Here is a 22,130-nt window from a genome sequence, read left to right as displayed (position 1 = left end):
CCGGGCGCGCCCAGGCGGTGGCGTACGAGCGGTGGGCCGCCCGGTGGTCCGGGCTCGCCCAGTGGTTCGTGTCGGGGGAGGGGCGCGAGTCACAGGCCCGGCTGCTGCGCGGGCACGGAACACCGCCATCGGTCCCGGATGTCCGCGGATGTTCCCGCAGCTCACCGGGTTCTGCCGCGTCGGCCGACCTGGGTTCGACGATGTGCGAAGCCGAACTTGAGGTGAGGAGGCCAGGCCACCGGCGTGCCGGTCGCTACAACCGCCCGCGGGCACACACCTCACCCGGGTATCACCGCGATGCCCGACATCGTCAAGAGACAGGGCACAACGAGGCTGACCACGCCGCGCATGGCCCGGATCCTTCTTCGATGCCGTCGAAGCCGGGCACGACAGGCTCGACCGCGCTCGACGCGGCGCGCGGCTGCCTGTCCGGGACATTCCCCTACGCGTCCTGTTCGTGGTGACGCACTGTCCAGTTGACGCTCCGGTCGGGAGCAGTCCGCGTCAGAGCCGTGCCGCGACATCGAACAGCAGCGTCCGGAGCCATTCGATGAAGTACTGGTCGGACAGGCGGGGGTTCCAGACCATGTCGATCCCGAGGCCGGGCAGCGGGAACGGGAACTCCTCGATCCGCAGGTCGGTGAGGGTCCGCATGGTGGCGGCCACCTGGTAGCGGAAGAGGGCGACGCCGCCCGCGCGGGCGACCAGGAAGGGGACGAGCAGGAAGTCGGAGCTCAACTGGCCGACGCGGTAAGGGATGCCCTTTTCCTCGAGCACCGAGTACGGGAAGACCCGCCGGTCGGTGTCGACGACGATGTGCGGCTGGGTGGTCAGGAGGTCGAGCGCGCTCGCTTCCGGTGGCGTGTCCGGGGAGGCCACCACCACACAGCGGTCGTTGTACAGCCGCTCGCGCGGGTACGGCGAGAAGTGCCCCTCGGAGATCAGCACGACGTCGACGCCCATGTCGGTGAAGGTGGCCTCGGTCGGGACCGTGATCGTCCGCAGGCGCAACGTGGCGTGAGGAGCGCGTTCGGCGATCAGCCGCGACAGTTGGGGGCCGATGACGAACGCGGTGCTGTTCGTCAGGGCGATCGTGATGACGCGCCGGTCCGTGGCGGGGTCGAAGTAGGGGAAGTTCACGATGTGTGCCGCCTGTTGCAGCGCGCTGCGCAGCGGTGGGATCAGCTCCAGGGCGCGCGGGGTCAGCGTCAGGCCCGTGCCCTGCCGGACGACGAGGTCGTCACCCAGCAGACGCCGCATTCTCGTGAGGGCGTGGCTCATCGCCGGCTGTGACAGACCGACCCGCTGCGCCGCCCTGGTCACCGAACGCTCTTCGAGGAGCGCGAGAAGGGGCACCAGCAGGTTCAGGTTGACCGATGCCAGCCGGTCCAGTCCCGAACCCGTGGTGCCCTCTTCCGCGTCGCCCATGAAACCGACCCTACGCGGCCGCCTGAGTCATACGACGCAGCCGGGGAATCGGGATCCGGTAGTTGAGCGCCGCGGCCACACCGGTGCCGTGGTCGTGCGACCAGCGCATCAGCGCCGGCCCGCCGCCGGGCTCCCCGTCGACGTACTCGGGTTCCCCTTCCAGCGGCAGATGGCCCACCGCCTTGAGGGTCAGTCCGAACTGCTCGGTCCAGAAGTACGGCTGGAACCGGAGCGGTGGCGTCTCGTCGCCCCGGACCAGAGCCCTCGCGGCGACCTTCGCCTGTTCGATCGCGCTGCTCCAGAAGGGGACGCGGCGCAGACCGTTCGGAGTGTGGACGGCCGCGAGGTCGCCGACGGCCGCGACGTCGGGGCGGACGAGCCCACGCGAGTCGACCGCGATGGCACCCTTCGCCGCGAGGCCCGTGTCCGCGAGCCACTCCGTGTTGGGCACGTCGCCGACGGCGGATATGAGCATGTCCGCCTCGAGGACCGGGCCCTCGGCGAGGACGACCCGGGTGCTGTCCGCACGCCGTTCCAGCCGTGCCAGCTCGGTCTCGACGATGGTGAGCCCCAGGCCCAGCCCGGCCTTGACGAAGACACCGGCGAGGTGCGGACCGAGCTGGAGGATCAGCGGGGCCCCTTGGGAGACGAGGGTGACCTGGCAGCCGGCGGCCAGGCACCCCGAGGCGATCTCCATTCCGAGCGGGCCTCCGCCGACCACGACGACCGACGGCCGGTCCACCAGCCGCTTGCGCAGAGCGAGGGCGTCGTCGAGCCCGCGCAGGGTGAGCTCCTCGGGAAGGTCGGACAACCGTCGCGCCCGGGAGCCGGTGGCGAGGACGACGCGGTCGTACGGCAGAGCCGTACCGTCGTCGAGAGCGACCAGCCGACGGTCGAGGTCGAGTCCGGTGGCGCGGACGCCCAGAAGCTCCGTCGCCCCGTGGCCGGTCGGCGGAAGCTCGTGCGACGACAGGTCGTCGCCGTCGAGCAGGAGCGCCTTCGACAGGGCCGGGCGGCTGTACGCCGGGTGCGGTTCGTCGCCGACGACGGTCAGCTCGCCGTCGAAGCCGGCCTCGCGGAGCGTGTCGGCCGCGGTGAGCCCGGCGATCCCGTTGCCGACGACGACGACGCGGTTCACGGTGCCGGTGCTCATATGACCCTCAGCGCCGCGACCGGGCACACGCGGGCGGCGGCGTTCGCCAGGGCGACGTCGGCCCCGTCGACCTCTTCGCGGTCGAGGACGAGCTCGCCCTCGTCGTCGAGGTGCATGAGCTGCGGGGCGGCCTCCTCGCACAGACCGTGGCCCTCACAGCGGGGGCGGTCAAGAACGATCTTCATGCGGAGATCACCTCCAGGACGGGGAGCTCCTCGATGCTCCGGGTGATGTTGCTGGCGACGCGGACCTCGGGCCCGACGACGAGGCGCTTGACGCGCCGGGAGAACGCCTCGATCACGGCGTGGGCCTCCAGGCGGGCGAGTCCCTGGCCCGCGCAGCCGTGTGGACCGTAGCCGAACGAGAGGTGGTCGACCGGATTGCGCTCGACGAGGAAGGCGTCCGGGTTCTCGTAGTGGCGGGGGTCGCGGTTGCCGGCGCCGAGCAGGATCGCGATCTGCGCGCCCGCCGGGATGACGGTTCCGTCGAGGTCGACGTCCTTGGTGGCGCGCCGGCCCCAGGCGTGGATGGGCGCCCAGAAGCGCAGCACCTCGTTGAACGCCGCCGGCACCAGCGACGGGTTCGCGCGGACCAGGTCGAGCTGGTCGGGGTGGGCGGCGAAGAGGGCGACGATGTTGCCGATCGCCGCGATGGTGGTGTCGACACCGGCGCCGAGGTACTGGTGGATGATGTGGCCGGCCGTGCCCGGCGGGATGGTGCCCCGTGCCTCGGCGTCGAAGATGCCGCGGCCCACGGACCCCTCGGTCAGGTCGTCGGCCTTGACCTCGGAGCACCATCCGTAGAGCTCGCCGGCGATGGGGAAGTTCTCGGCCGTGCGCTGGTTCATCGGACCGAGGACCTGCATGGCCGCCTGCCCCCAGCGCAGCATGTTGTCGCGCACGTGGCCCTCGAAGCCGATCAGGTCCGCGACGACCTCCAGCGGGAACGCCCGGGCGAGGGCGTCGATCGCCTCGAAGGAACCCTTCTCGACGAGCTCGGCGACGAGAGCGTCCGCCTTGGCCTCGATCCCGCCCTTGAGACCACGCAGCGCCCGCGGGGAGAGGTTCTCGGTGAGCGTGGCGCGCAGCTGGGTGTGCACCGGCGGGTCGGACGCGAGCGAGGTGCCGGTGAGCGCCTCGTTGGCCATCGGGTTGAACGCGATCGAGGTCGAGGAGAACGACTCCCAGTCCGCGAGTGCGCCGCGGATGACGTCGTACCGCGTCAGCGCGTAGACGTCGTTCTGCGGGAGGTGGACGACGGGGCCCAGTTCCCGCAGTTCGGCGTAGACGGGGTAGGGGTCGACCAGGACCTCGTCGGCGAAAAGGTCGAGGTCGGAGGCAGGGGGAGGAGTCATGCCCCCAGTGAAGTATCCGGTCTCACATCCAGCAAATGAATGATTCGCATGGATCGACATGCATGTCGTTCATGCCCTGGGCGGGGTCCACGCCGGCCGCCCTGCCCGATGGTGGCCGCCGATCCGTCCCCGCCTTGCCCGCTCGGCTCCCACGCATTGTTTTTTTCGCTGTGTTCATTTCATTGACGTCATGTAAACCGAATGGCTATTGTCGCCGCAGCCCCTACCGGTCGGCCAGGCCGCCCTCCTCGGCATACCGCACAAGGCCGTCCACGGTCTCGGTGGGCACCATGACGACCGGACCACCGGCACTCGCCGTGTGCCGATGACTGGTCCGGGCGGTTCCTGGAACCCGAGAACGCGGAGGAACCGGCCAACGATCGCCCAAAGGCGTAGGCGTAGGCGCCGGCGTGAGCGGGACACGCGTGCGCACCGCCCGAAGAACCTCACCGGCGAGAAGACCGCTTCCAAGCGCTCCGTACGGTTCCCCCGGAAGCGGAGAGGAGACCGACGGATGGACGAACGCGCCACCCCCCTCGGTTGTTCTCCGGGGCCGGTGTCCCTCCCGCGCCACGTCAGGGGAGGCCGGCGGTGTCACTCGCGCGACTGCTGCTGATCTCCGACACGCATGTGCCGCTACGCGCCAAGCTGCTGCCCCCCGAGTTGCTGAACGAGACGGAGCGGGCCGACGTCGTGATGCACGCGGGGGACTGGGTCGACACCCCCACGCTCGACCTGCTGGAGGCACGCGCACGGCGGCTGATCGGCGTGTTCGGCAACAACGACGGCCCTGAGCTGCGCGAACGGCTGCCCGAGGTGGCCCGAGCGGAACTGGGAGGGCTGCGGTTCGGCGTCGTTCACGAGACGGGCCCGGCACGGGGGAGGGAAGCCCGCTGCGCCCAACGCTTTCCCGACCTGGACGTCCTGGTCTTCGGTCACAGCCATATTCCCTGGGACACCACCGCGCCGGGTGGCCTGCGCCTGCTGAACCCGGGGTCGCCGACGGACCGCAGGCGGCAGCCGTACTGCACGTACATGACGCTCGTCGTGGCGGACGGCGTGCCGCGCGAGGTCACCCTGCACCGGCTGCCGAGGCGCTGACCGGCGGGTCCGCCCCGCCGGTCAGCGCCTCGGCAGCCGGTGGCAGCCGGTGGCAGCCGGTGGCAGCCGGTGGCAGCCGGTCAGGTGACGCTCACCGTCGGGCCGTCCGGCGTGATGGTCGCCACCCGGCCCCGGTCGCAGTGGACGACCCGCTCACCGAGGCCGCGGCGGTCCATCTCTTCAAGAAACGCGCTCAGCGGCGACTTCATCACCGTGTAGTCGTCATAGTGCACGGGAAGGGTGAACCGCGGACCGAGACGCCGACTGAGTTCCGCTCCTTGCCGGCCGTCCATGGTGACCACGAAACCCCCTGGCAGCCGAGTGCCGCCCAGGTGCAGAACCGCGAGGTCCGTGTCCGGGTAGCGCCTGCCGATCTCCTCCAGCCCATCGAAGAGGAGCGTGTCCCCCGACACGTACACGCGCAGGCGCACCGGCCCGCCCACCGGGCCGAATTCCAGCATGCTCCCCATGACCGGCGGCAGGAGGCCGCGCAGAGGCTCGACGGCGTGGCGTCCGGGCATCGCGGTCAGGCGAACCTGGTGGCCCTCCTTGGCGAGGGTGTGGTGCTGCCAGTCGCGCAGACCCCTGACGTGGGGGAAACCCTGAAAGACCCGGAGACGTCGCGCCGCGTGCGGGGTGGTGAGGACGGGCAGGGCCCGGTCGAGGTTTCTGCGTGCCACCCGGTCCCAGTGGTCCCCGTGCAGGTGGGAGAGGACGACGGCGTCGAGGTCGGCGGGGAGCTGATCCACGGTGAGGGCGGGTTCCTTCAGCCGCCTCGTCAGCAGTCCGTACCCCAGATGCGCGTGCTGCCCGCGGTGCAGGAAGTTCGGGTCGGTGAGCAGGGTCAGGGCTCCGTACCGTACGAGCAGGGTCGCGTTGCCGATGAACTGGATGTGCACCGCTGAGTCGGCCGACGGCACCATCGTGACTCCTTCCCTGTCCGGCGTCCCGCGGCACGTGCCACGGGCGATCTCTTCGTGTCGCGCCACATCCGGCGGAAGGCGCGGCGCCGCCCTCCCGTGTCCGTTCCGCGCTGACCTCTGCGGTTTTTCCTTACAGCCAAGTGTGAACCGCGGGTACGGCATCCGCCCTTCCACCGAGGGCCTCCCCCGCCAGGCAGGCGCTACAGGCGGCTGCGCCCACGAAGCCCTTCCAGCGCTCAGCGGGGATGTGGCGACACATCCGTGAGTATCGCCCCCTGCCGATGCTGACCATGTTCGACAAGTGGATCCAGCTCGGGACGGGGCAGGCCAACGTCGAACGCCGGGTCGACGACATCCTCCTCCTGCTCACCGACGAGGACCCGCTGGGCGTCGAGGCTCTCGCACCGCACAGGCTGCCGCTCGAGGAGGGGCCGCAGGGGCGCAAGGCCTTCCGGGACAAGCAGGACGGCATGATCAAAACACTGCTGGTTCCCTGAGTGCCGGTCGGGTTCACCCGGCCGAAGCGGAAACGTCCCTGCCGCGGCCGAGTCCGTCGTACGGACGTCCCCGCGCATCACAGGGCGGCTCTCCTCCGAGCGCCCGCGCAGGGGGACGAAGCTCCGTGACGGACGCTCGCGGGGACGGCCGTCGGGTTACGGGAGAGGGGTGCCGCCGGTGGCGTTGACGATCTCGGCGGTGATGTAACTCGCCTGGGGCGAGGCGAGGAAGACGTAACAGGGGGCCATCTCCGCGGGCTGGGCGGGCCGGCCCAGTGGGGACTGCTTACCGAATTCGGCCGTGTCGGGCAGGGTCGCGGGAATCAAGGGTGTCCAGACCGGGCCGGGCGCCACCGCGTTGACCCGGATGCCGTCCTGCGCCACCATCTGCGCGAGGCCCTGGGTGAAGGTGACGATCGCGCCCTTGGTCATGGCGTAGTCCAGCAGATGCGGACTCGGCTTGTAGGCCTGGACCGAAGCGGAGTTGATGATGCATCCGCCCTTGCCCATGAAGGGCAGCGCCATTTTGGACAGCCAGAACATGCCGTAGAGGTTCGTGCGGACCACACGGTCGAACTGTTCCGTGGAGATGGCGCTGATTCCGTCGGGCTGGGACATCTGGTAGGCGGCGTTGTTGACGAGGATGTCGATGCGCTCGAACTCGGTGACCGCTCGTTCGACGAGTTCCCGGCATTGCGTTTCCTCGCGGATGTCGCATGCGACCGCTACGGCCCGTCGGCCCGCGTCCTCGATCAGCCGCACTGTTTCACGGGCGTCCTTCTCCTCCGATTCCAGATGGCTGAACAGCACGTCGGCGCCCTCGCGTGCGTAGGCGAGCGCGACGGCGCGCCCGATGCCGGAGTCCCCGCCCGTCACCAGGGCCTTGCGGTCGGTGAGAAGGCCGTGCCCCCGGTAGGACGTCTCGCCGTGGTCGGGCGGCGGGTCCATGGGGCCCGTCCAGCCCGGGACCGGTTGGTCCTGCTGGGGAAAGTCCGGTTGGGGGTGCTTGGTCACGGGGTCGTGGGGGCCTTGCTCGCTGTTCGTCATCTTCCGCCTCCTGCATCGCTGGAAGGAGGACTTCCCTGTTCCCGCGACGGAGCGACCGAATCCATGCGGTCTTCCGAACCCGACGTCGCGGGCGGCCGCCGAGACGTCCTCGCGCAGGCGGTCCTTCTGGTTCGGCCCGGCGCCGAGGACCGTGTGTGGGGGCCGGCGCCGCGGCGGTGTGCGTGGCCGTCGGCCAGGTCGATTCCGTGCACGACGTGGACGCCGACCGGCCGGGCGCACCGAGCGGCGGGCGGCGGATTCCCCCGATGCCTGCGAGAGTGAACGAGTGAGACCTCACGGCCGGGTACGGGTGGAGGCCGGGGATCCGAAGAGGGCTGGAGGGCGGATGGCCGTACGACACCGGTTGATCGAACGCTCCGTGGACGAGGTGTGGGCGGTTCTCGCGGACAGTACGCATTACGACGACTGGGTGATGGGCACGTCCGAGTCGCGACCCGGAGAGGGCGACTGGCCACAGGTCGGCTCCACCCTCACCTATACGGTCCGGCTGGGACGCTGGTCGGCGTCGGGGAGCACCGTCGTCCGACGGTGTGAGGCCCCGGCGGTGTTGGAACTGGAGGCCGACAGCGGGTGGCTGGGGACCGCGCGGATCGCCGTCGAGGTACGGCCATGGGGCGAGAACGCCTTGGTGATCATCGACGAACACCCCCTGCGCGGGTCGGCCGGGAAACTCCACAACACCGCAGCGGACGCGCTGATCCAGCTGCGCCACCGCAGGATGCTCGCCGGTTTGGCCGACACGGTGGAGAAGACCCCGAAACGCGCGCACGAACCGGCCTGACAACGGGTCGGCCCCTGACTGAGGGGCCCGGGAGAGCGAGAGCGGCGGGCCCGTCGAGAACGCCAGGAGGCAACGATGCCGGACGCGGTGGTCATCGGCGCGGGACCCAATGGTCTCGTCGCCGCGAACAAGCTCATCGACGCGGGATGGAGCGTGGAGGTTCTGGAGGCCCAGCCGGAACCCGGCGGTGCGGTCCGCAGCGATCGCGGCGTCCACACCGACTACGTGAGCGACGTCTTCAGCGCCTTCTACCCCCTCGCCGCCGCCTCCCCCGTCCTCGCGGGTCTGGAGCTCGGAAAGGAGGGGCTCACCTGGAGCCACGCCCCGAGCGTCCTGGCCCACCCGTTGCCGGACGGCCGGTGTGCCGTCCTCGCCCGCTCGGCCGCCGACACGGCGGCGGGCCTGGACACCTTCGCGGCGGGCGACGGGGCCGCCTGGCTCGACCTGTGCACCACGTGGGAGCGCCTGAGCCCGGACGTCCTGCGCGTTCTCTTCACCCCCTTCCCCCCGGTCCGGGCCTCCCTCCGGCTCGCCGCCAGGCTCCGGGCGGCCGGGGGCCTCCGCCTGGCACGGACCCTGCTGCTGCCCGTCCGTCGCCTGGGGGAGGAGTCGTTCCGCGGCGAGGCGGGACGGCTGCTGCTCGCCGGCAGCGCGCTGCACGCGGATCTCGGCCCCGAAGCGGCGGGCAGCGGAGGCTTCGGATGGCTGATGTGCATGCTCGGACAGGCCTACGGCTTTCCCGTGCCGGTGGGGGGAGCCGGGGCGCTCACGGCGGCCCTGGTGCGCCGGCTGGAGCGGCGCGGCGGGGCGGTCCGCTGCGGGGAGCGCGTGACCGAGATCGTCGTACGCGGAGGACGGGCCGTCGGCGTACGCACCGCGGGGGGCGAGCCCGTACCGGCGCGTCGTGCCGTACTCGCCGATGTGTCCGCACCGGTGCTGTACGGCGAACTGGTCGACGCCCAGCACCTTCCCGGCCGGCTGCTGAAGGACCTGGACCGGTTCCAGTGGGACTCCGCGACCTTCAAGGTCGACTGGGCGCTGAACGGCCCCGTGCCCTGGACAGCCCGGGAGGCGGCCACGGCGGGAACGGTCCACCTGGCCGACGGGGTCGACGGTCTCACCCGCTTCGCCGCCCAGCTCGCGACCAGCCGGGTGCCCGACCGGCCCTTCATCCTCTTCGGCCAGATGTCCACCACGGACGCCACCCGCTCACCGGCCGGCACCGAATCGGCCTGGGCCTACACCCACGTCCCGCACCGGATCAAGGGCGACGCGGGCGAGGACGGGCTGACCGGGCTCTGGGGCCGGCGGGAGGAGGAAGCCATGGCCGACCGCATGGAGAACGAAGTCGAACGCTGGGCACCGGGATTCCGCTCCCGCATCACGGCCCGGCGCCTTCTCTCGCCGCGCACCCTCGAGTCCATGGACGCCAACCTGCACGAGGGCGCGATCAACGGCGGTACGGCGTCCTTGCACCAGCAGTTGGTGTTCCGGCCGACGCCCGGCACCGGGCGCCCCGAGACGCCGGTGAAGGGCCTGTACCTCGCCTCGGCCTCCGCCCACCCCGGCGGCGGCGTGCACGGCGCCCCCGGTGCCAACGCGGCGGCCGCCGCGTTGCACGGCACCGGCCGACTGCGCTCGGCCCGCGTGCCGTGGGGCACCCGGGCCGGGCGGAACACCGCAGGACAGCCACCAGGCCGTCGCAGCAGCCGTACGGGTTCTCCCGGCCGAGTGGAGTGAGCCGCCCGGCCCTTCGTCCTGTCGCGTCGACACGCAGGACACCCGGTTGACGAAAGGTGAGCCTGTCGCACGCCCGGCCCGGGCCCACCCTCAGCACCTGGTCACCGGCTCGCAGTCCGGCGCGCTCGACCGCCCACGCCTCCTCGCTCGCCCTCCGCGACCCCGGCCTTGGGCTCCTCGACCGCGGGCGTGCGGAACAGCGCGCCGCCCGGCTCCCGGCGCCCGCTCCTCCCGGGCGAGGTCGTGTGTGCGTCGGAGTCGTCGGAACGCTGCTGTCCACCCTCTCCGGACGGCCTTGCCGTGACGGAGGAGGGCTTGGGGAAAGCTCCGTCCGGTAGCCGCGGCCAGGGTCTGCGGCCGGAGTCCGCCGGCCGGGTCGCTCGCCCTGGCCGTATCGGGGAGAGGAACCGCCGCGACGGGAGAAGACGGTGGCCGTCGCGGCGGCCGGTGCGCGGGTCGCTCCAGGGGGAGAGCAACTGCTGACGCAGCCGCATCGCATCGTGTCGGGCGAGGAGCGTGTGGTAGGTCCTGTCCTCCGTACTCATGGTCAGCGGCCCTCCCCGTCTCGCGCCCGACGACGGCGACCTGTACGGAGCCGCGTCCGGACCCGACCCGGACGGCGACCGGAACGGGAGCCCACCGGTCCGGTCGGTGCGGGGCCTTCGCCGGAAGCTGACGGAAGGGTCGGGGCATGGCTGGGCTCCTTGAGGAACGTGTCGGGGTGCGGGGAGGGTCCGACGGTGAACAGAGGCCGGCCCATCGGGATCTGACGGGTGAAACCGCAGGTCGGTATGACATCGGGGACATATGCCCCAAGGGTCCTGGGAGCAGAGTCGTCGGGCCCTGGACAACGGGAAGCGTGTGTGCCGCGCCTGACCTGTACGCCTGCGAGCGGAACGCCCCGTCCCTGCCCCCGGAGCCGGTTCCAGGGGCGGGGGCGCTCGGCGGTGCGGGCAACCGGGCCCGTGGGGTGAGTCAGGCGCGTTTACGGCGGCGCAGCAGGACGACGGTTGCCACGCCGGCCGCCACCAGGGCAGCGCCGCCTGCGGCGAGCGGGAGGGTGTCGGAGCCGGCGCCGGTGGCGTCGCCATCGCCACCGCAGCCGCTTTCCCCTGTGCCGCAGGGCCTGCCCGCGCGCCGTACCGCTCCCGGCCTCGTGCCCGCACCCGTCCCGTGCGCGCCGTACGCGCTGCGCCATGCTCGGTCGATCCATGGTCACGTACGGCGAAGGCCGTGTGCTGCCCGAGGGGCCGGAAGGAGCCGGAAGGGGCGGTCGGCATACTCGCGGCTGCGCCCCGCGTACCACCCGTGCCTCCGGTTCATTCGATCAGGGCCTCTGGGACCGATTTCTCCGTATCGGAGTCCTTTCCTCTTCGATGATTGGCCTGCGGCGGACGCGGGAGGGGCGTCGCACCGTGTTGCTCCGACGAGCCGCGCGGCCCAGGTGAAGCGACGAACAGGAGAGGGGGACGACATGCATCTGACTCCGCATGAGCAGGAGCGCCTGCTGGTCCACGTCGCGGCGGATGTCGCCCGGCGACGCCGTGAGCGAGGACTGCTACTGAACTATCCCGAGGTCATGGCGCTGCTGACGGCGCACGTCTACGAAGAGGCGCGAGCCGGGGCGACGGTCGACTCCGTGATGGAGTCCGGGCGTCATGTGCTGCAGCGCGGTGAAGTCATGGACGGCGTACCGGAGATGATCACCAACGTCCAGGTCGAGGCGACGTTTCCGGACGGAACGAAGCTGGTGACCCTTCACGATCCGTTCGACGCGGCGGCCACCGAGGTCGACGTCCACCCGGGCAAGGCGGAACCGCTGCCGGACGAGGACGAGTACAGGGTGGCCTTCAACGAGGGCTCCACGCCCGTGCCGCTGTGTGTGTCCAATCCTTCGGACCGTCCGATCCAGGTGGGCTCCCACTTCCACTTCGCCGAGGTGAACGAGGGGCTCGACTTTCCCCGCGAGGCCGCCCACGGCATGCGGTTGCACATCGCGTCCGGCACGTCCGAGCGGTTCGAACCCGGTGACGAGCGGACCGTGTCGCTGGTGCCCCTCGCCGGCGACCGGATCGTCGGCGGACTCCAGGCCGGCAAGAGTGAAGAGGAGAAGCACCTCGATGCCCGACGAGACCGATAACCCTTCGGCCCCACTGCTGCGGTCCCGCTACGCCGACCTCTACGGCCCCACGGCCGGCGACCGGGTCCGGCTCGCCGACACCAACCTCGTCCTCAGGATCGAGGAGGACTGGTGCGGCGGCCCGGGACGCAGCGGCGACGAGATGGTCTTCGGCGGCGGCAAAGTGATCCGCGAGTCCATGGGCCAGTCGCACATCCCCCGCGACGATCCACGCAAGCCGGTGGACACGGTGATCACCGGCGCTCTGATCCTGGACCACTGGGGTGTGGTGAAGGCCGACATCGGACTGCGCGACGGCCGGATCCAGGCGATCGGCAAGGCGTACAACCCCGAGACCATGTCGCCGCGCCCCAACGGCGACCCGCGCGCGTCCGACTTCGTCGTGGGGCCCGAGACGGAAGTGATCTCCGGAAAAGGGCGCATCCTGACCACCGGTGGCGTCGACACGCACGTGCACTTCCTGTGCCCCGGCCAGATCCACGAGGCGCTCGCCTCGGGCGTGACGACACTGATCGGTGGCGGCACCGGCCCCGCCGAGGGCAGTACGGCCACGACCGTCACGCCCGGCAAGTGGCACATCCAGCGGATGTTCGAGGCACTCGACGCCTACCCGGTGAACATCGGCCTGCTCGCCAAGGGCAGCACGGTCTCCGAGAAGGCGCTGCTCGACCAGGTCGCCGCCGGCGCCCTCGGCTTCAAGATCCACGAGGACTGGGGCGCGACCCCCGCGGTGATCGACGCGGCGTTGACGGTGTGCGAGGAGACCGGGGTCCAGGTCGCCCTGCACGCCGACTCCCTGAACGAGTCCGGCTTCGTGCAGCACACCTTCGCCGCCACCAAGAAGGACCGCCGCACCAAGGACGCCAAGTACCGCAGCCTGCACATCTTCCACATCGAGGGCGCCGGCGGCGGCCACGCGCCCGACATGATCAGCCTCGTGGGCAAGCCGAACGTGCTGCCCGCGTCGACGAACCCCACCCGGCCCCTGACGGTCAACACCGTCAAGGAACACGTCGACATGATGATCGTGTGCCACCACCTCAACCCCGAGGTCGAGGCCGACATGAAGTTCGCCGACTCGCGGATCCGGCCCTCCACGATGGCCGCCGAGGACCTGCTGCACGACATGGGCGCCATCTCGATGATGTCCTCCGACGCCCAGGCCATGGGCCGCATCGGAGAAATGATCATGCGGACCTGGCAGACCGCGCACGTCATGAAGTCCCGCTACGGCCACCTGCGGGAGGACGATGCCGGCGCGGACAACTTCAGGGCCCGGCGCTACATCGCCAAGTACACCATCAACCCGGCCATCACCCACGGCATCGACCACGAGGTCGGCTCCGTCGAGCCGGGCAAACTCGCCGACCTGGTCCTCTGGGAACCCAAGTTCTTCGGCGTGAAACCCCACATGGTCATCAAGGGCGGCCAGATCGCCTATGCGCAGATCGGCGACGCCAACGCGTCCATCCCCACCCCCCAGCCCTATCTGCCGCGCCCGGTCTGGGGCTCCCGGGGCCGGTCCCCGGCGGCGAACTCCTTCAACTTCGTCGCGGAGGCGGCCCTCGACGGCGAACTCCCCCGGACCGGACTGCTCAAGCCCTTGCGTGCGATCCGTTCCACCCGGGAGGTCACCAAGGCCGACATGGTGCACAACGACGGCTTGCCCGACATCGTCATCGACCCCGACACCTTCGAGGTCACCATCGGCGGCGCCACCACCTCCGACGTCCGCACCACGGTGGACGGACACGAGGTCGGGCGGAACTACGCGACGGAGCTGCCCATGGCCCAGCGCTACTTCCTGTTCTGACCGTTCCGACTGTTCCGACACCCCCGATCCGGGCCGGCCGCACCGACGTGAGCCGGCCCCGCGCCTCGCGAAAGGAGAGCCTGTCACCCCATGAGCCGCACCGCCCTGCTCATCCTGGCCGACGGCCGCTTCCCCGCCGGCGGGCACGCCCATTCCGGCGGGATGGAGGCCGCCGTCGCCTCCGGAGGCGTGCATGACATCGCGAGCCTGGAGACGTTCTGCCGCGGGCGGCTGCACACCGCCGGACTGACCGCGGCCGGCCTCGCCGCCGCGGCCGCCACCGGATACGACGCCCTGGCCCTGGACGACGCCGCTGACACCCGCACTCCCGCACCGGCGCTGCGTCGCGTCGCGCGCCGCCTGGGCCGGCAGATGATGCGCGCCGCCCGCGCCACCTGGCCCTGCGCCGCCTTCGACCACCTCGCCCGCCATCGGCCGCAGGGGGCCCACCAGTCGGTCGTCCTCGGTGTCGCGGCCCGCGCCGCCGGACTCACCGCGCTCGACGCCGCCCACGCCGCCGTGTACGAGAGTATCGGCGGCCCGGCGACCGCGGCGGTGCGCCTGCTGAGCCTCGACCCCTTCGAGGCCACCGCGGTGCTGGCACGGCTCGCCGACGCCCTCGACGCCGTCGCCGATGCCGCAACCGACGCGGCGGGGCGCGTCGCCGCCGAGGGCGTCACCGTCCTGCCCGCCGCGTCCGCTCCCTTGCTGGACATCACCGGCGAGCAGCATGCCGCCTGGACCGTTCGCCTCTTCGCTTCCTGACCATCCCCGGACCGACCTGGAGCCCCCGTGCATCTGGACCACCCCGTGACCATGCCGCACCGCCACACCTACAGCGCCGATCCCCAGCGCCCGGACGGCAGCCGCCGCGCCCTGCGGATCGGCTTCGGCGGACCGGTCGGCTCGGGCAAGACCGCGACCGTCGCCGCACTGTGCCGCGCGCTGCGGGACCGACTGTCGATCGCTGTGGTCACCAACGACATCTACACCCAGGAGGACGCGGCATTCCTGCGCCGCGAGGCAGTGCTGCCACCGGAGCGGATCACCGCCGTGGAGACGGGAGCCTGCCCGCACACCGCGATCCGCGACGACATTTCCGCCAACCTCGAAGCGGTCGAGCAGCTCGAACAGACCCTGGAACCGCTCGACCTGATCCTCATCGAGTCCGGAGGAGACAACCTCACCGCGACCTTCTCCCGCGGACTCGTCGACCACCAGGTCTTCGTCATCGACGTGGCCGGCGGCGACGACATCCCACGCAAGGGAGGCCCGGGCATCACCACCGCGGATCTCCTCGTGGTCAACAAGACCGACCTGGCCCCGTACGTCGGAGCCGATCTGGACGCCATGGCGGCCGACTCCAGCAGGCAGCGCAAGGGCCTGCCGGTCGCCTTCACCAGTCTGACGACGGCCGACGGGGTCCGCCCGGTCGCCGACTGGGTCACCGAGTGCCTCGCCGCCTGGCATGCCGGAGCCACCCGGTGAGGGTCGCTGCACGGCCGCCGGCCGCTTCCCGGGCGCCGGGCGTGGACCTTCCGCCGAGCACCAAGGACGGCGCGCTCGGGCGGCGAGCGGCCAAGGCCAAAACGCTCGACGCGGCGGACACCTCCGACATCGTTCCTCACGCCGTCGACCCGGCCCCTGCCCACCCCGCCGGCGTCCGCGCCACCGCACGCCTCCGAGCCACCCACAACGGCCGCGCCACGACGGTCCCTCTCCTGCACAGCGACGGGCCCTTCCACCTACGCCGACTCCGGCCCCGTGGAGAGCGGGCACGGGTCTGCGTGCTGGGCGCGATGAGCGCACCCCTCGGCGGAGACAGACTCGCGCTCGACATCACCGCCGAGGCGCGCACCCGGCTGGAGGTGACCACAGCCGCCGCCACCATCGCCCTGCGCGGCCCCACCGCCGACCCCGCCACCTACGACGTACGGCTCACCGTCGGCGAGGACGCCTCCCTGCGCTGGCTGCCCCAGCCGCTGATCAGCACCCGAGGCAGTACCGTGCACCAGACATACCGGGTGGAACTCGCCGGCAGCTCCCGGCTGCTCCTGCGTGAAGAACAACTCCTCGGACGCACCGCCGAGCCACCGGGCCACCTGTCCACGCGGTTGACCGTGCGGCGCGACGGCCGACCGATCCTCGACCAGCACACCGTCTACGGTGCCCCGACGCCGGCCTGGGACGGACCCGCCGTACTGGGCGGTCACCGCGCAACCGGCCAGCTCCTCCTCGTCGACCCCGAGCTGGACACGCCCCCGACGGCCGTCCTCCTCGGTGACCCGGTGCGGGGACACTGCGTTCTGGCACCGCTCGCCGACGGCCCGGCACTGCTCGCCACCGCTGTCGCATCGACCCCTGCTCAACTGCGCCGCCTGCTCGACGCAGCTCTCGCCCGTGTATCCGGCGCGGAGACATAGCCCGGGGTGTGACTCGGCACACCGCTGCGAAGGGTGCGGTGGTCCAGGACGCGGGCCGATCACCGGTCGGCTCCGCCCTCTCCGGCGCCACTGCCGCGTCGGCCGGTCGACGCGGCCTTCGCCCGGGGCAACAGCACGGTGACCGTGGTTCCCCGGCCGGCCTCGGACGCCACCGACCCCCTGCCGTGATGGGCGTGCACGATGGCCGGCCCGAGCCCGGAGCCGCCGTATGCACGGCTCCGGCCGGCTTCCGCCCGCCAGAACCGTTCGAAGACGCACGGCAGGTCCTGGAGGGATATGCCGTGCGTCTTCGTCGACGACGTCGACGCGCGCGTCGGTTGCGGTGGTGGTCACGTCCACCCGGACGTCGGTGTGGACGGGAGTGTGCTGAACGGCGTTGCCCACCAGGTTGCGCAGTGCCTGCTGCAGGCGGGCCGGATCGCCCATGACGGGCGTGACGGGTGACGGGGACAGGGCGATGGCGCGGTCGGGACGGATGACCTGGGCTGCCACCGCCGGGGCGTCGGGAGAACCGTGTCCTGGCCCGCCTGCTGCACCGCCGCCACGAACGCAAGGCCGAACGCTTCCTCGCCCTCGTCGGTATCGCCGCAGCCCTCATCGGCTACCGCTGGCCCACCGACTGAACCTGAACGACGTCTTGGGGGCACGGACGCCGCCGGCACCGCGATGTCCCTTGTCGGCCCAGCAAGAGATGCCTGCTCGGGTGAGGACGTCGATGATGCGTTACGGGGCCTGCACGGTATCCGGCTGTGCCGCAGCGCCGGAGGGCGCAGTGCGTGTGTCGGCCTTCGTGCCGAGGGGTATCCGCCGCCGGTCGATGTCGCCCCTGTCCGAGTGCTGATCGCGCTGCGCGTGGCACTGCCCGTCGTAAGGATCGGAACCAAGTGAGCGAGAAGAAGACACCGGTGTCGGCCGCCGCGGAGAAGGTCGTGGAGAAGGTGCGGGAGGCCGTTCGCCCGGGAAACGAGATCCCCGGCGCCCCAGGACCGGAAGCCGCGCCGGTCGAGGAGCCGACCGAGGGGCGGGAGCCGCTCCCGCCCAAGCACGACCAGCGCGGACCGGACACGTACGGCCCCACCGGCCAGCCCACCGGAGCCGGGCAGGGACGGATGGCCCAGGACGGCGCGTACCTCACCACCGCCCAGGGGGCGCGCCTGTACGACACGGACCACTCGCTGAAGGCGGGGCCCCGTGGCCCGGCGCTGCTCCAGGACCACCACCTGCGGGAGAAGATCACCCACTTCGATCACGAACGCATCCCCGAGCGGGTGGTGCACGCCCGTGGCGCCGCCGCCCACGGGGTCTTCCGGAGCTATGGCGTCGCGGCGGGTGTCACCAAGGCCGCCTTCCTCACCGAGGGTGTCGAGACGCCGGTGTTCGTCCGCTTCTCCACGGTGCTGGGATCGCGCGGCTCGGCCGACAGCGTGCGGGACACGCGGGGCTTCGCGACGAAGTTCTACACCGACGAGGGCGTCTTCGACCTGGTCGGCAACAACATCCCGGTGTTCTTCATCCAGGACGCGATCAAGTTCCCCGACGTGATCCACGCCGGCAAGCCGCATCCCGACCGGGAGATCCCCCAGGCGCAGAGCGCCCACGACACGTTCTGGGATTTCGTCACCCTCCACACGGAGGCGACGCACCACACGCTGTGGAACATGTCGGACCGCGGCATCCCGCGCTCGTACCGGATGATGGAGGGCTTCGGGGTCCACACCTTCCGGCTGGTCAACGGTGAGGGCGCCACCACGCTGGTGAAGTTCCACTGGAAGCCGAAGCTGGGTGTGCACTCGCTGGTGTGGGAGGAGGCGCAGATCGCCGCGGGCGTGGACCCGGACTTCCACCGCCGCGACCTCGCCGACGCGATCGAGGCGGGTGCCTTCCCCCAGTGGGAGCTGGGCGTGCAGACCTTCCCGGACACCGAGGACCAGATGTTCGAGGGCATCGACCTGCTGGACCCGACGAAGATCGTGCCCGAGGAGCTGGCGCCGGTCCGTCCGATCGGCCTGATGACCCTCAACGCCAACCCGTCGAACTTCTTCGCCGAGACCGAGCAGGTCGCCTTCCACGTCGGTCATCTGGTTCCCGGCATCGACGTCACCAACGACCCCCTGCTGCAGGGACGTCTCTTCTCCTACCTCGACACCCAGATCAGCCGGCTGGGCGGACCCAATTTCGGGCAGTTGCCGATCAACCGCACGCACGCGCCCGTCAACGACATGCTGCGGGACGGCATGCACCAGACCGCGGTACACCGCGGCGTGGCACCGTACCGGCCCAACTCGCTCGACGGCGGCTGCCCCTTCCTCGCCGGCGCCGACACCGGGGCCTACATCGAAGTGCCCGTCGAGGTTCCCGCCGCCCGCAAGGTGCGTGACGCGGCGGCGTCCTTCGACGACCACTTCAGCCAGGCCCGGCTGTTCTGGCTCAGCATGTCTCCCACGGAGCGCGAACACATCGTCGACGCCTACACCTTCGAGCTCGGCAAGTGCTGGGAGACGGCCGTCAAGGAGCGGGGGCTGAAGGTACTCGCCAACATCGACCCGAGCCTCTGCACGCAGGTCGCGGCCGGTCTGGGCCTTCCGGCCCCTGCGGCGACCGTCCCCCTGGCCGCGGTCGAGCCGAGCCCCGCGCTGTCCCAGCTCGGTGAGGACTGGCCGGTCGACGGCCGGATCATCGGCCTCGTCACCGACGGCGCAAAAGACCTGGACAGCGTACGGGAGATGCGCCGTGCGGTCCTCGACGCCGGCATGGTCCCGCTGGTCGTCGCACCGGCGGGCGGCAGCCTGGACCCCGACGGTGACCCGGTCACCGTGCAGCGCACCTTCCTCACCGCCCGGTCCATCGAGTTCGACGCGATCCTGCTGGCCGGGGCACCGGCTCCGGCCGCCGACGCCTACGGGGCCCGCGACGCCAAGGCCGACGACGGCGCCGCCGCGGCCACCGGTGTGGACCCCCGGCTGCTGCTGATGGTCACCGAGGCGTACCGCCACGGCAAGGCCCTCGGGGCCTGGGGCGAAGGGGCCGGTGTTCTGGAGGCGGTCGGCCTGTCCGGGGACTCCGCGGGCGTGGTGGTCGGCGAGCGCGCGGCCGCGGTGCTGCAGGACGTGACGGGTCTTCTCGCGGGACACCGCGCCTGGGGCCGCTTCACTCCTGCTGTCTGACAGGTACGCCCGGCCAGGGGGGCGAGCAGGTGGGCCCTTCCGGAAACGCGGCGGAAGGGGCGGCACGAGTTCCCAGGACACTCGTGCCGCCTCGACCGACCGCGCGCAGACACCTCTTGGAACCTCTGCTCCGCCTTCCCGCGCAGCCCGCTCGAAGTGTTCTCGCCCCCGCGCTGGAAAGCCGCACACCATGGACCACTCGGCAGCCCCCGTACTCGAGGCGGCAGGGCCCCACCCCGCGCACATCGCGCCCCTTGTGCGGTGCTGGTCACCAGCACCTCAGCATGCGACAGCGGTCACAGGGCAGGAGACGGATCGGAGACCGCCGTTCGAGTGGCGGCGGACCGTAGGCACACGGAACCTGAATGAGGTGGGCACGCGCCTGGTGAGACGAACGAAGACCGACACCTGTTCGTACCCCCATGGAGGCTTCAGATGGCCACTGCTGCCACACGGCCCACTGAGCTGGGGAACCTGTGGACCCTGCCCGGGGTCTACACCCCCCAGGCCGACACCCGTCTGCTCGCACAGGCGCTCCACGCCGAAGGCATCACCGCGGGCACGGACCTCCTCGACGTCTGCACCGGAAGCGGCGCGCTCGCCCTGCTGGCCGCCCGGATGGGGGCCCGGGTGACGGCGACCGACATCTCATGGCGGGCGGTGATGACGGCTCGGATGAACGCCCTCCGTGCCGGGCACCGCGTCCGGGTCCGGCGCGGCGACCTCACCGGGCCGGTGGCGCGGCAGCGCTTCGACGTGGTGGTGAGCAACCCGCCGTACGTGCCCACGCCCCCCGCGCACCGCACCCGCAGCCACAGACCGGCGGTCGCCTGGGACGCCGGTCGCGGCGGACGGCAGGCCGTCGACCGGATCTGCGCGCACACCCGGGGCGTGCTGCGACCGCACGGCGTCCTGCTCATGGTGCACTCCGGACTCTGCGGCGTCGAGGAAACGCTGGGACAGCTGACGGACAGCGGTCTGAGCTGCTCGGTGACGGACCGTTCCCAGGTGCCCTTCGGCCCCGTGATCACCGAGCGACTGCCGTGGCTGCGTGCCCAGGGCCTGATCGGCGCCGACGAGGACAAAGAGGAACTGGTGGTCATCCGTGCCGAACGAAGCTGACCGGCCCAGGCGCGTGACCGTGGACCGCGACGGGCCGATACTGATCGAGGGACCGGTGGAGATCGTCCAGGAGGACGGCACGATCGCCACCTCCGACCGGTTCGTCGTCGCTGTCTGCACCTGCCGCCGCAGCCGCATCCCCCCGTGGTGCGACACCAGCCACCGCCGTCGCAGGAAACCCCCCTGCGCCGCGCCGCGCGAGGACGGCGACCAGCCGCACGGCCACGACCCGAAGGACACCCATGACGGCGACCACCACTGACCACAGCCCCGCTGCCGCCTCCGTGCCCAGGCCCCGGGGACCGCTCTCGGCGGGTCTGTTCGCCGCTCTCGCCTCGCCGGGGCAGGCCCCTCCCGAGGCGGGCGAGGCCGCGGTCGCCGACCCGTACGGGGAGGACCTGCACCTGGCCCTCCACGTGTTCTACGAGTTGCATTACCGCGGTTTCGCCGACGTCGCGGAGGACCGTGAGTGGGACCCCGCGCTCATGCCCCTGCGCCGGGCCCTCGAAGAGCGCTTCCTCGGCGCCCTGCGCGCCGATGTGCCCGCCGGCCGCACCACGGACGAGGCGTTCGGCGAGCTGCTGGTGGAGTCCACCGACCACCGTGACAGCGTCGCCCACCACCTCGAGCACCACGGGGAGCTGTGGCAGATCCGGGAGTACGCCGCGCTGCGCTCGCTCTATCACCTCAAGGAGGCGGACCCCCACGCGTGGGTCATTCCCCGGCTGCGCGGGCGGGCCAAGGCCGGCATGGTCGCCATCGAGTACGACGAGTTCGGTGCCGGCCGTGCCGAGAACATCCACGCCCAGCTCTTCGCCGAGCTGATGGCGGACCTGGGACTGGACACGCGCTACGGCCACTACGTGGAGGCGGCGCCCGCCTGTGCCCTCGCCCTCGTGAACGTGATGACGCTGTTCGGCCTGCACCGCGCGCTGCGGGGAGCACTGGTCGGCCACTTCGCCTGTGTCGAGGTCACCTCGTCGCCGGGCTCCCGCCGGCTCGCCGCCGCGATGCGGCGCACCGGCGCCGGCCCCGCGGCCGAGCGTTTCTACGCGGAGCACGTGGAAGCGGACGCCGTGCACGAACAGGTCGTACGCCGGGAGGTGATCGGGGGCCTGCTCGCCGACGAGCCGCACCTGGAGCCGGACGTGGCGTTCGGAGCGGATGCCACCGTCCACCTGGAGGATCGGCTGGCGTCCCATCTCCTGAAGGCGTGGCGGGACGGACGGTCGGCGCTGCGTCAGTATCAGGGATAACAGTCGGCGCCGCGTCAGGGACAGCGGCCGGGGCGCTTCACCGCGCCCGGGCGGGCGGAGCGTCGGCGGGTGCTCAGACTGTCCGCGGGAGTAGCGGCCGCACCGCCGGGCCGTGCAGTACCTCGCCGTCGACGCCGAACCGTGAA

General features: G+C 71.4%; 19 protein-coding genes and 3 pseudogenes. 13 read left to right on the top strand and 9 right to left on the bottom strand.

Annotated features, from left to right (window positions below; all coding sequences use genetic code 11):
• Positions 1-504 precede the first annotated feature (504 nt).
• Genes ACFP2V_RS15920 through ACFP2V_RS15905 form a run of 4 tightly spaced genes read right to left on the bottom strand, consistent with a single transcriptional unit; the run spans position 505 to position 3,935 of the window.
• Entirely contained in the window at positions 505-1,428 is a 924-nt protein-coding gene (locus ACFP2V_RS15920) for a LysR family transcriptional regulator (protein WP_381211827.1), read from the bottom strand.
• 10 nt (positions 1,429-1,438) lie between these two features.
• On the bottom strand, positions 1,439-2,581 hold the full coding sequence (locus ACFP2V_RS15915) for an NAD(P)/FAD-dependent oxidoreductase (protein ID WP_381211824.1): 1,143 nt from the start codon (positions 2,579-2,581) through the stop codon (positions 1,439-1,441).
• Positions 2,578-2,766 (bottom strand): ferredoxin, encoded by a 189-nt coding sequence (locus ACFP2V_RS15910; protein ID WP_363041555.1) that lies wholly within the window; start codon positions 2,764-2,766, stop codon positions 2,578-2,580. The genes ACFP2V_RS15915 and ACFP2V_RS15910 overlap by 4 nt, the downstream gene beginning before the upstream one ends.
• Complete coding sequence (locus ACFP2V_RS15905; protein ID WP_381211821.1) at positions 2,763-3,935, bottom strand: cytochrome P450; 1,173 nt, start codon at positions 3,933-3,935, stop codon at positions 2,763-2,765. Before ACFP2V_RS15905 ends, ACFP2V_RS15910 begins: the two co-directional genes overlap by 4 nt.
• A 591-nt stretch (positions 3,936-4,526) precedes the next feature.
• Here ACFP2V_RS15905 and ACFP2V_RS15900 point away from each other — a divergent pair.
• Entirely contained in the window at positions 4,527-5,036 is a 510-nt protein-coding gene (locus ACFP2V_RS15900; protein WP_381211818.1) for a metallophosphoesterase family protein, read from the top strand.
• Between the two features lie 80 nt (positions 5,037-5,116).
• On the opposite strand, the gene ACFP2V_RS15895 is transcribed toward ACFP2V_RS15900, so the two are convergent.
• The gene (locus ACFP2V_RS15895; RefSeq protein WP_381211816.1) at positions 5,117-5,959 is read right to left on the bottom strand and encodes an MBL fold metallo-hydrolase; all 843 of its coding nucleotides are present in this window, start codon (positions 5,957-5,959) and stop codon (positions 5,117-5,119) included.
• A gap of 272 nt (positions 5,960-6,231) precedes the next feature.
• Here ACFP2V_RS15895 and ACFP2V_RS15890 point away from each other — a divergent pair.
• Positions 6,232-6,456, top strand: a pseudogene (locus tag ACFP2V_RS15890) (glutathione-dependent formaldehyde dehydrogenase); the annotation flags it as partial.
• Positions 6,457-6,612: 156 nt separating this feature from the next.
• Here the strand turns inward: ACFP2V_RS15890 and ACFP2V_RS15885 are convergent.
• Positions 6,613-7,503, bottom strand: coding sequence for an SDR family oxidoreductase (locus ACFP2V_RS15885; RefSeq protein WP_381211813.1), 891 nt, complete (start codon positions 7,501-7,503; stop codon positions 6,613-6,615).
• Positions 7,504-7,849: 346 nt separating this feature from the next.
• Between ACFP2V_RS15885 and ACFP2V_RS15880 the strand changes: the two genes are divergently transcribed.
• Together ACFP2V_RS15880 and ACFP2V_RS15875 are read left to right on the top strand one after the other, a co-directional pair.
• Positions 7,850-8,305, top strand: a complete 456-nt coding sequence (locus ACFP2V_RS15880) for an SRPBCC family protein (protein WP_381211811.1) — start codon at positions 7,850-7,852, stop codon at positions 8,303-8,305.
• Positions 8,306-8,380: 75 nt separating this feature from the next.
• Positions 8,381-10,045, top strand: a complete 1,665-nt coding sequence (locus tag ACFP2V_RS15875; RefSeq protein ID WP_381211808.1) for a phytoene desaturase family protein — start codon at positions 8,381-8,383, stop codon at positions 10,043-10,045.
• 975 nt (positions 10,046-11,020) lie between these two features.
• Here the strand turns inward: ACFP2V_RS15875 and ACFP2V_RS15870 are convergent.
• A complete protein-coding gene (locus tag ACFP2V_RS15870; protein WP_381211840.1) occupies positions 11,021-11,254 on the bottom strand; it encodes an LPXTG cell wall anchor domain-containing protein in 234 nt (77 codons plus the stop codon).
• Between the two features lie 265 nt (positions 11,255-11,519).
• Between ACFP2V_RS15870 and ACFP2V_RS15865 the strand changes: the two genes are divergently transcribed.
• The 5 genes from ACFP2V_RS15865 (at position 11,520) to ACFP2V_RS15845 (ending at position 16,421) form a co-directional block, all read left to right on the top strand.
• Positions 11,520-12,185, top strand: coding sequence for an urease subunit gamma (locus ACFP2V_RS15865; RefSeq protein WP_381211805.1), 666 nt, complete (start codon positions 11,520-11,522; stop codon positions 12,183-12,185).
• Positions 12,166-13,998 (top strand): urease subunit alpha, encoded by a 1,833-nt coding sequence (locus ACFP2V_RS15860; RefSeq protein WP_381211802.1) that lies wholly within the window; start codon positions 12,166-12,168, stop codon positions 13,996-13,998. The genes ACFP2V_RS15865 and ACFP2V_RS15860 overlap by 20 nt, the downstream gene beginning before the upstream one ends.
• A 90-nt stretch (positions 13,999-14,088) precedes the next feature.
• Positions 14,089-14,763 (top strand): urease accessory protein UreF, encoded by a 675-nt coding sequence (locus ACFP2V_RS15855; RefSeq protein ID WP_381211800.1) that lies wholly within the window; start codon positions 14,089-14,091, stop codon positions 14,761-14,763.
• 27 nt (positions 14,764-14,790) lie between these two features.
• Positions 14,791-15,486, top strand: a complete 696-nt coding sequence (gene ureG, locus ACFP2V_RS15850) for an urease accessory protein UreG (protein WP_381211797.1) — start codon at positions 14,791-14,793, stop codon at positions 15,484-15,486.
• Between the two features lie 41 nt (positions 15,487-15,527).
• A complete protein-coding gene (locus tag ACFP2V_RS15845) occupies positions 15,528-16,421 on the top strand; it encodes an urease accessory protein UreD (RefSeq protein WP_461089728.1) in 894 nt (297 codons plus the stop codon).
• 59 nt (positions 16,422-16,480) lie between these two features.
• Here the strand turns inward: ACFP2V_RS15845 and ACFP2V_RS15840 are convergent.
• Both ACFP2V_RS15840 and ACFP2V_RS15835 read right to left on the bottom strand, forming a co-directional pair.
• Positions 16,481-16,868: pseudogene (locus tag ACFP2V_RS15840) on the bottom strand (sensor histidine kinase).
• A gap of 213 nt (positions 16,869-17,081) precedes the next feature.
• Positions 17,082-17,162: pseudogene (locus tag ACFP2V_RS15835) on the bottom strand (IS5/IS1182 family transposase); the annotation flags it as partial.
• A 164-nt stretch (positions 17,163-17,326) separates the two neighbouring features.
• On the opposite strand from ACFP2V_RS15835, the gene ACFP2V_RS15830 reads away from it, so the two are divergent.
• From ACFP2V_RS15830 to ACFP2V_RS15815, 4 genes are all read left to right on the top strand, one after another.
• Entirely contained in the window at positions 17,327-19,606 is a 2,280-nt protein-coding gene (locus tag ACFP2V_RS15830; protein WP_381211794.1) for a catalase, read from the top strand.
• 435 nt (positions 19,607-20,041) lie between these two features.
• Positions 20,042-20,728 (top strand): HemK2/MTQ2 family protein methyltransferase, encoded by a 687-nt coding sequence (locus ACFP2V_RS15825; RefSeq protein WP_381211790.1) that lies wholly within the window; start codon positions 20,042-20,044, stop codon positions 20,726-20,728.
• On the top strand, positions 20,712-20,990 hold the full coding sequence (locus ACFP2V_RS15820) for a CDGSH iron-sulfur domain-containing protein (RefSeq protein ID WP_381211787.1): 279 nt from the start codon (positions 20,712-20,714) through the stop codon (positions 20,988-20,990). The genes ACFP2V_RS15825 and ACFP2V_RS15820 overlap by 17 nt, the downstream gene beginning before the upstream one ends.
• Positions 20,971-21,984: an iron-containing redox enzyme family protein gene (locus ACFP2V_RS15815; RefSeq protein ID WP_381211784.1), complete on the top strand. Its 1,014-nt coding sequence runs from the start codon at positions 20,971-20,973 to the stop codon at positions 21,982-21,984. Before ACFP2V_RS15820 ends, ACFP2V_RS15815 begins: the two co-directional genes overlap by 20 nt.
• Positions 21,985-22,130 lie beyond the last annotated feature (146 nt).

The organism is Streptomyces incanus (assembly GCF_042656345.1).
GTDB lineage: Bacteria > Actinomycetota > Actinomycetes > Streptomycetales > Streptomycetaceae > Streptomyces > Streptomyces incanus.
The sequence above is the reverse complement of the archived record's forward strand: the minus strand, read 5'-3'. Positions and strand labels throughout refer to the sequence as shown.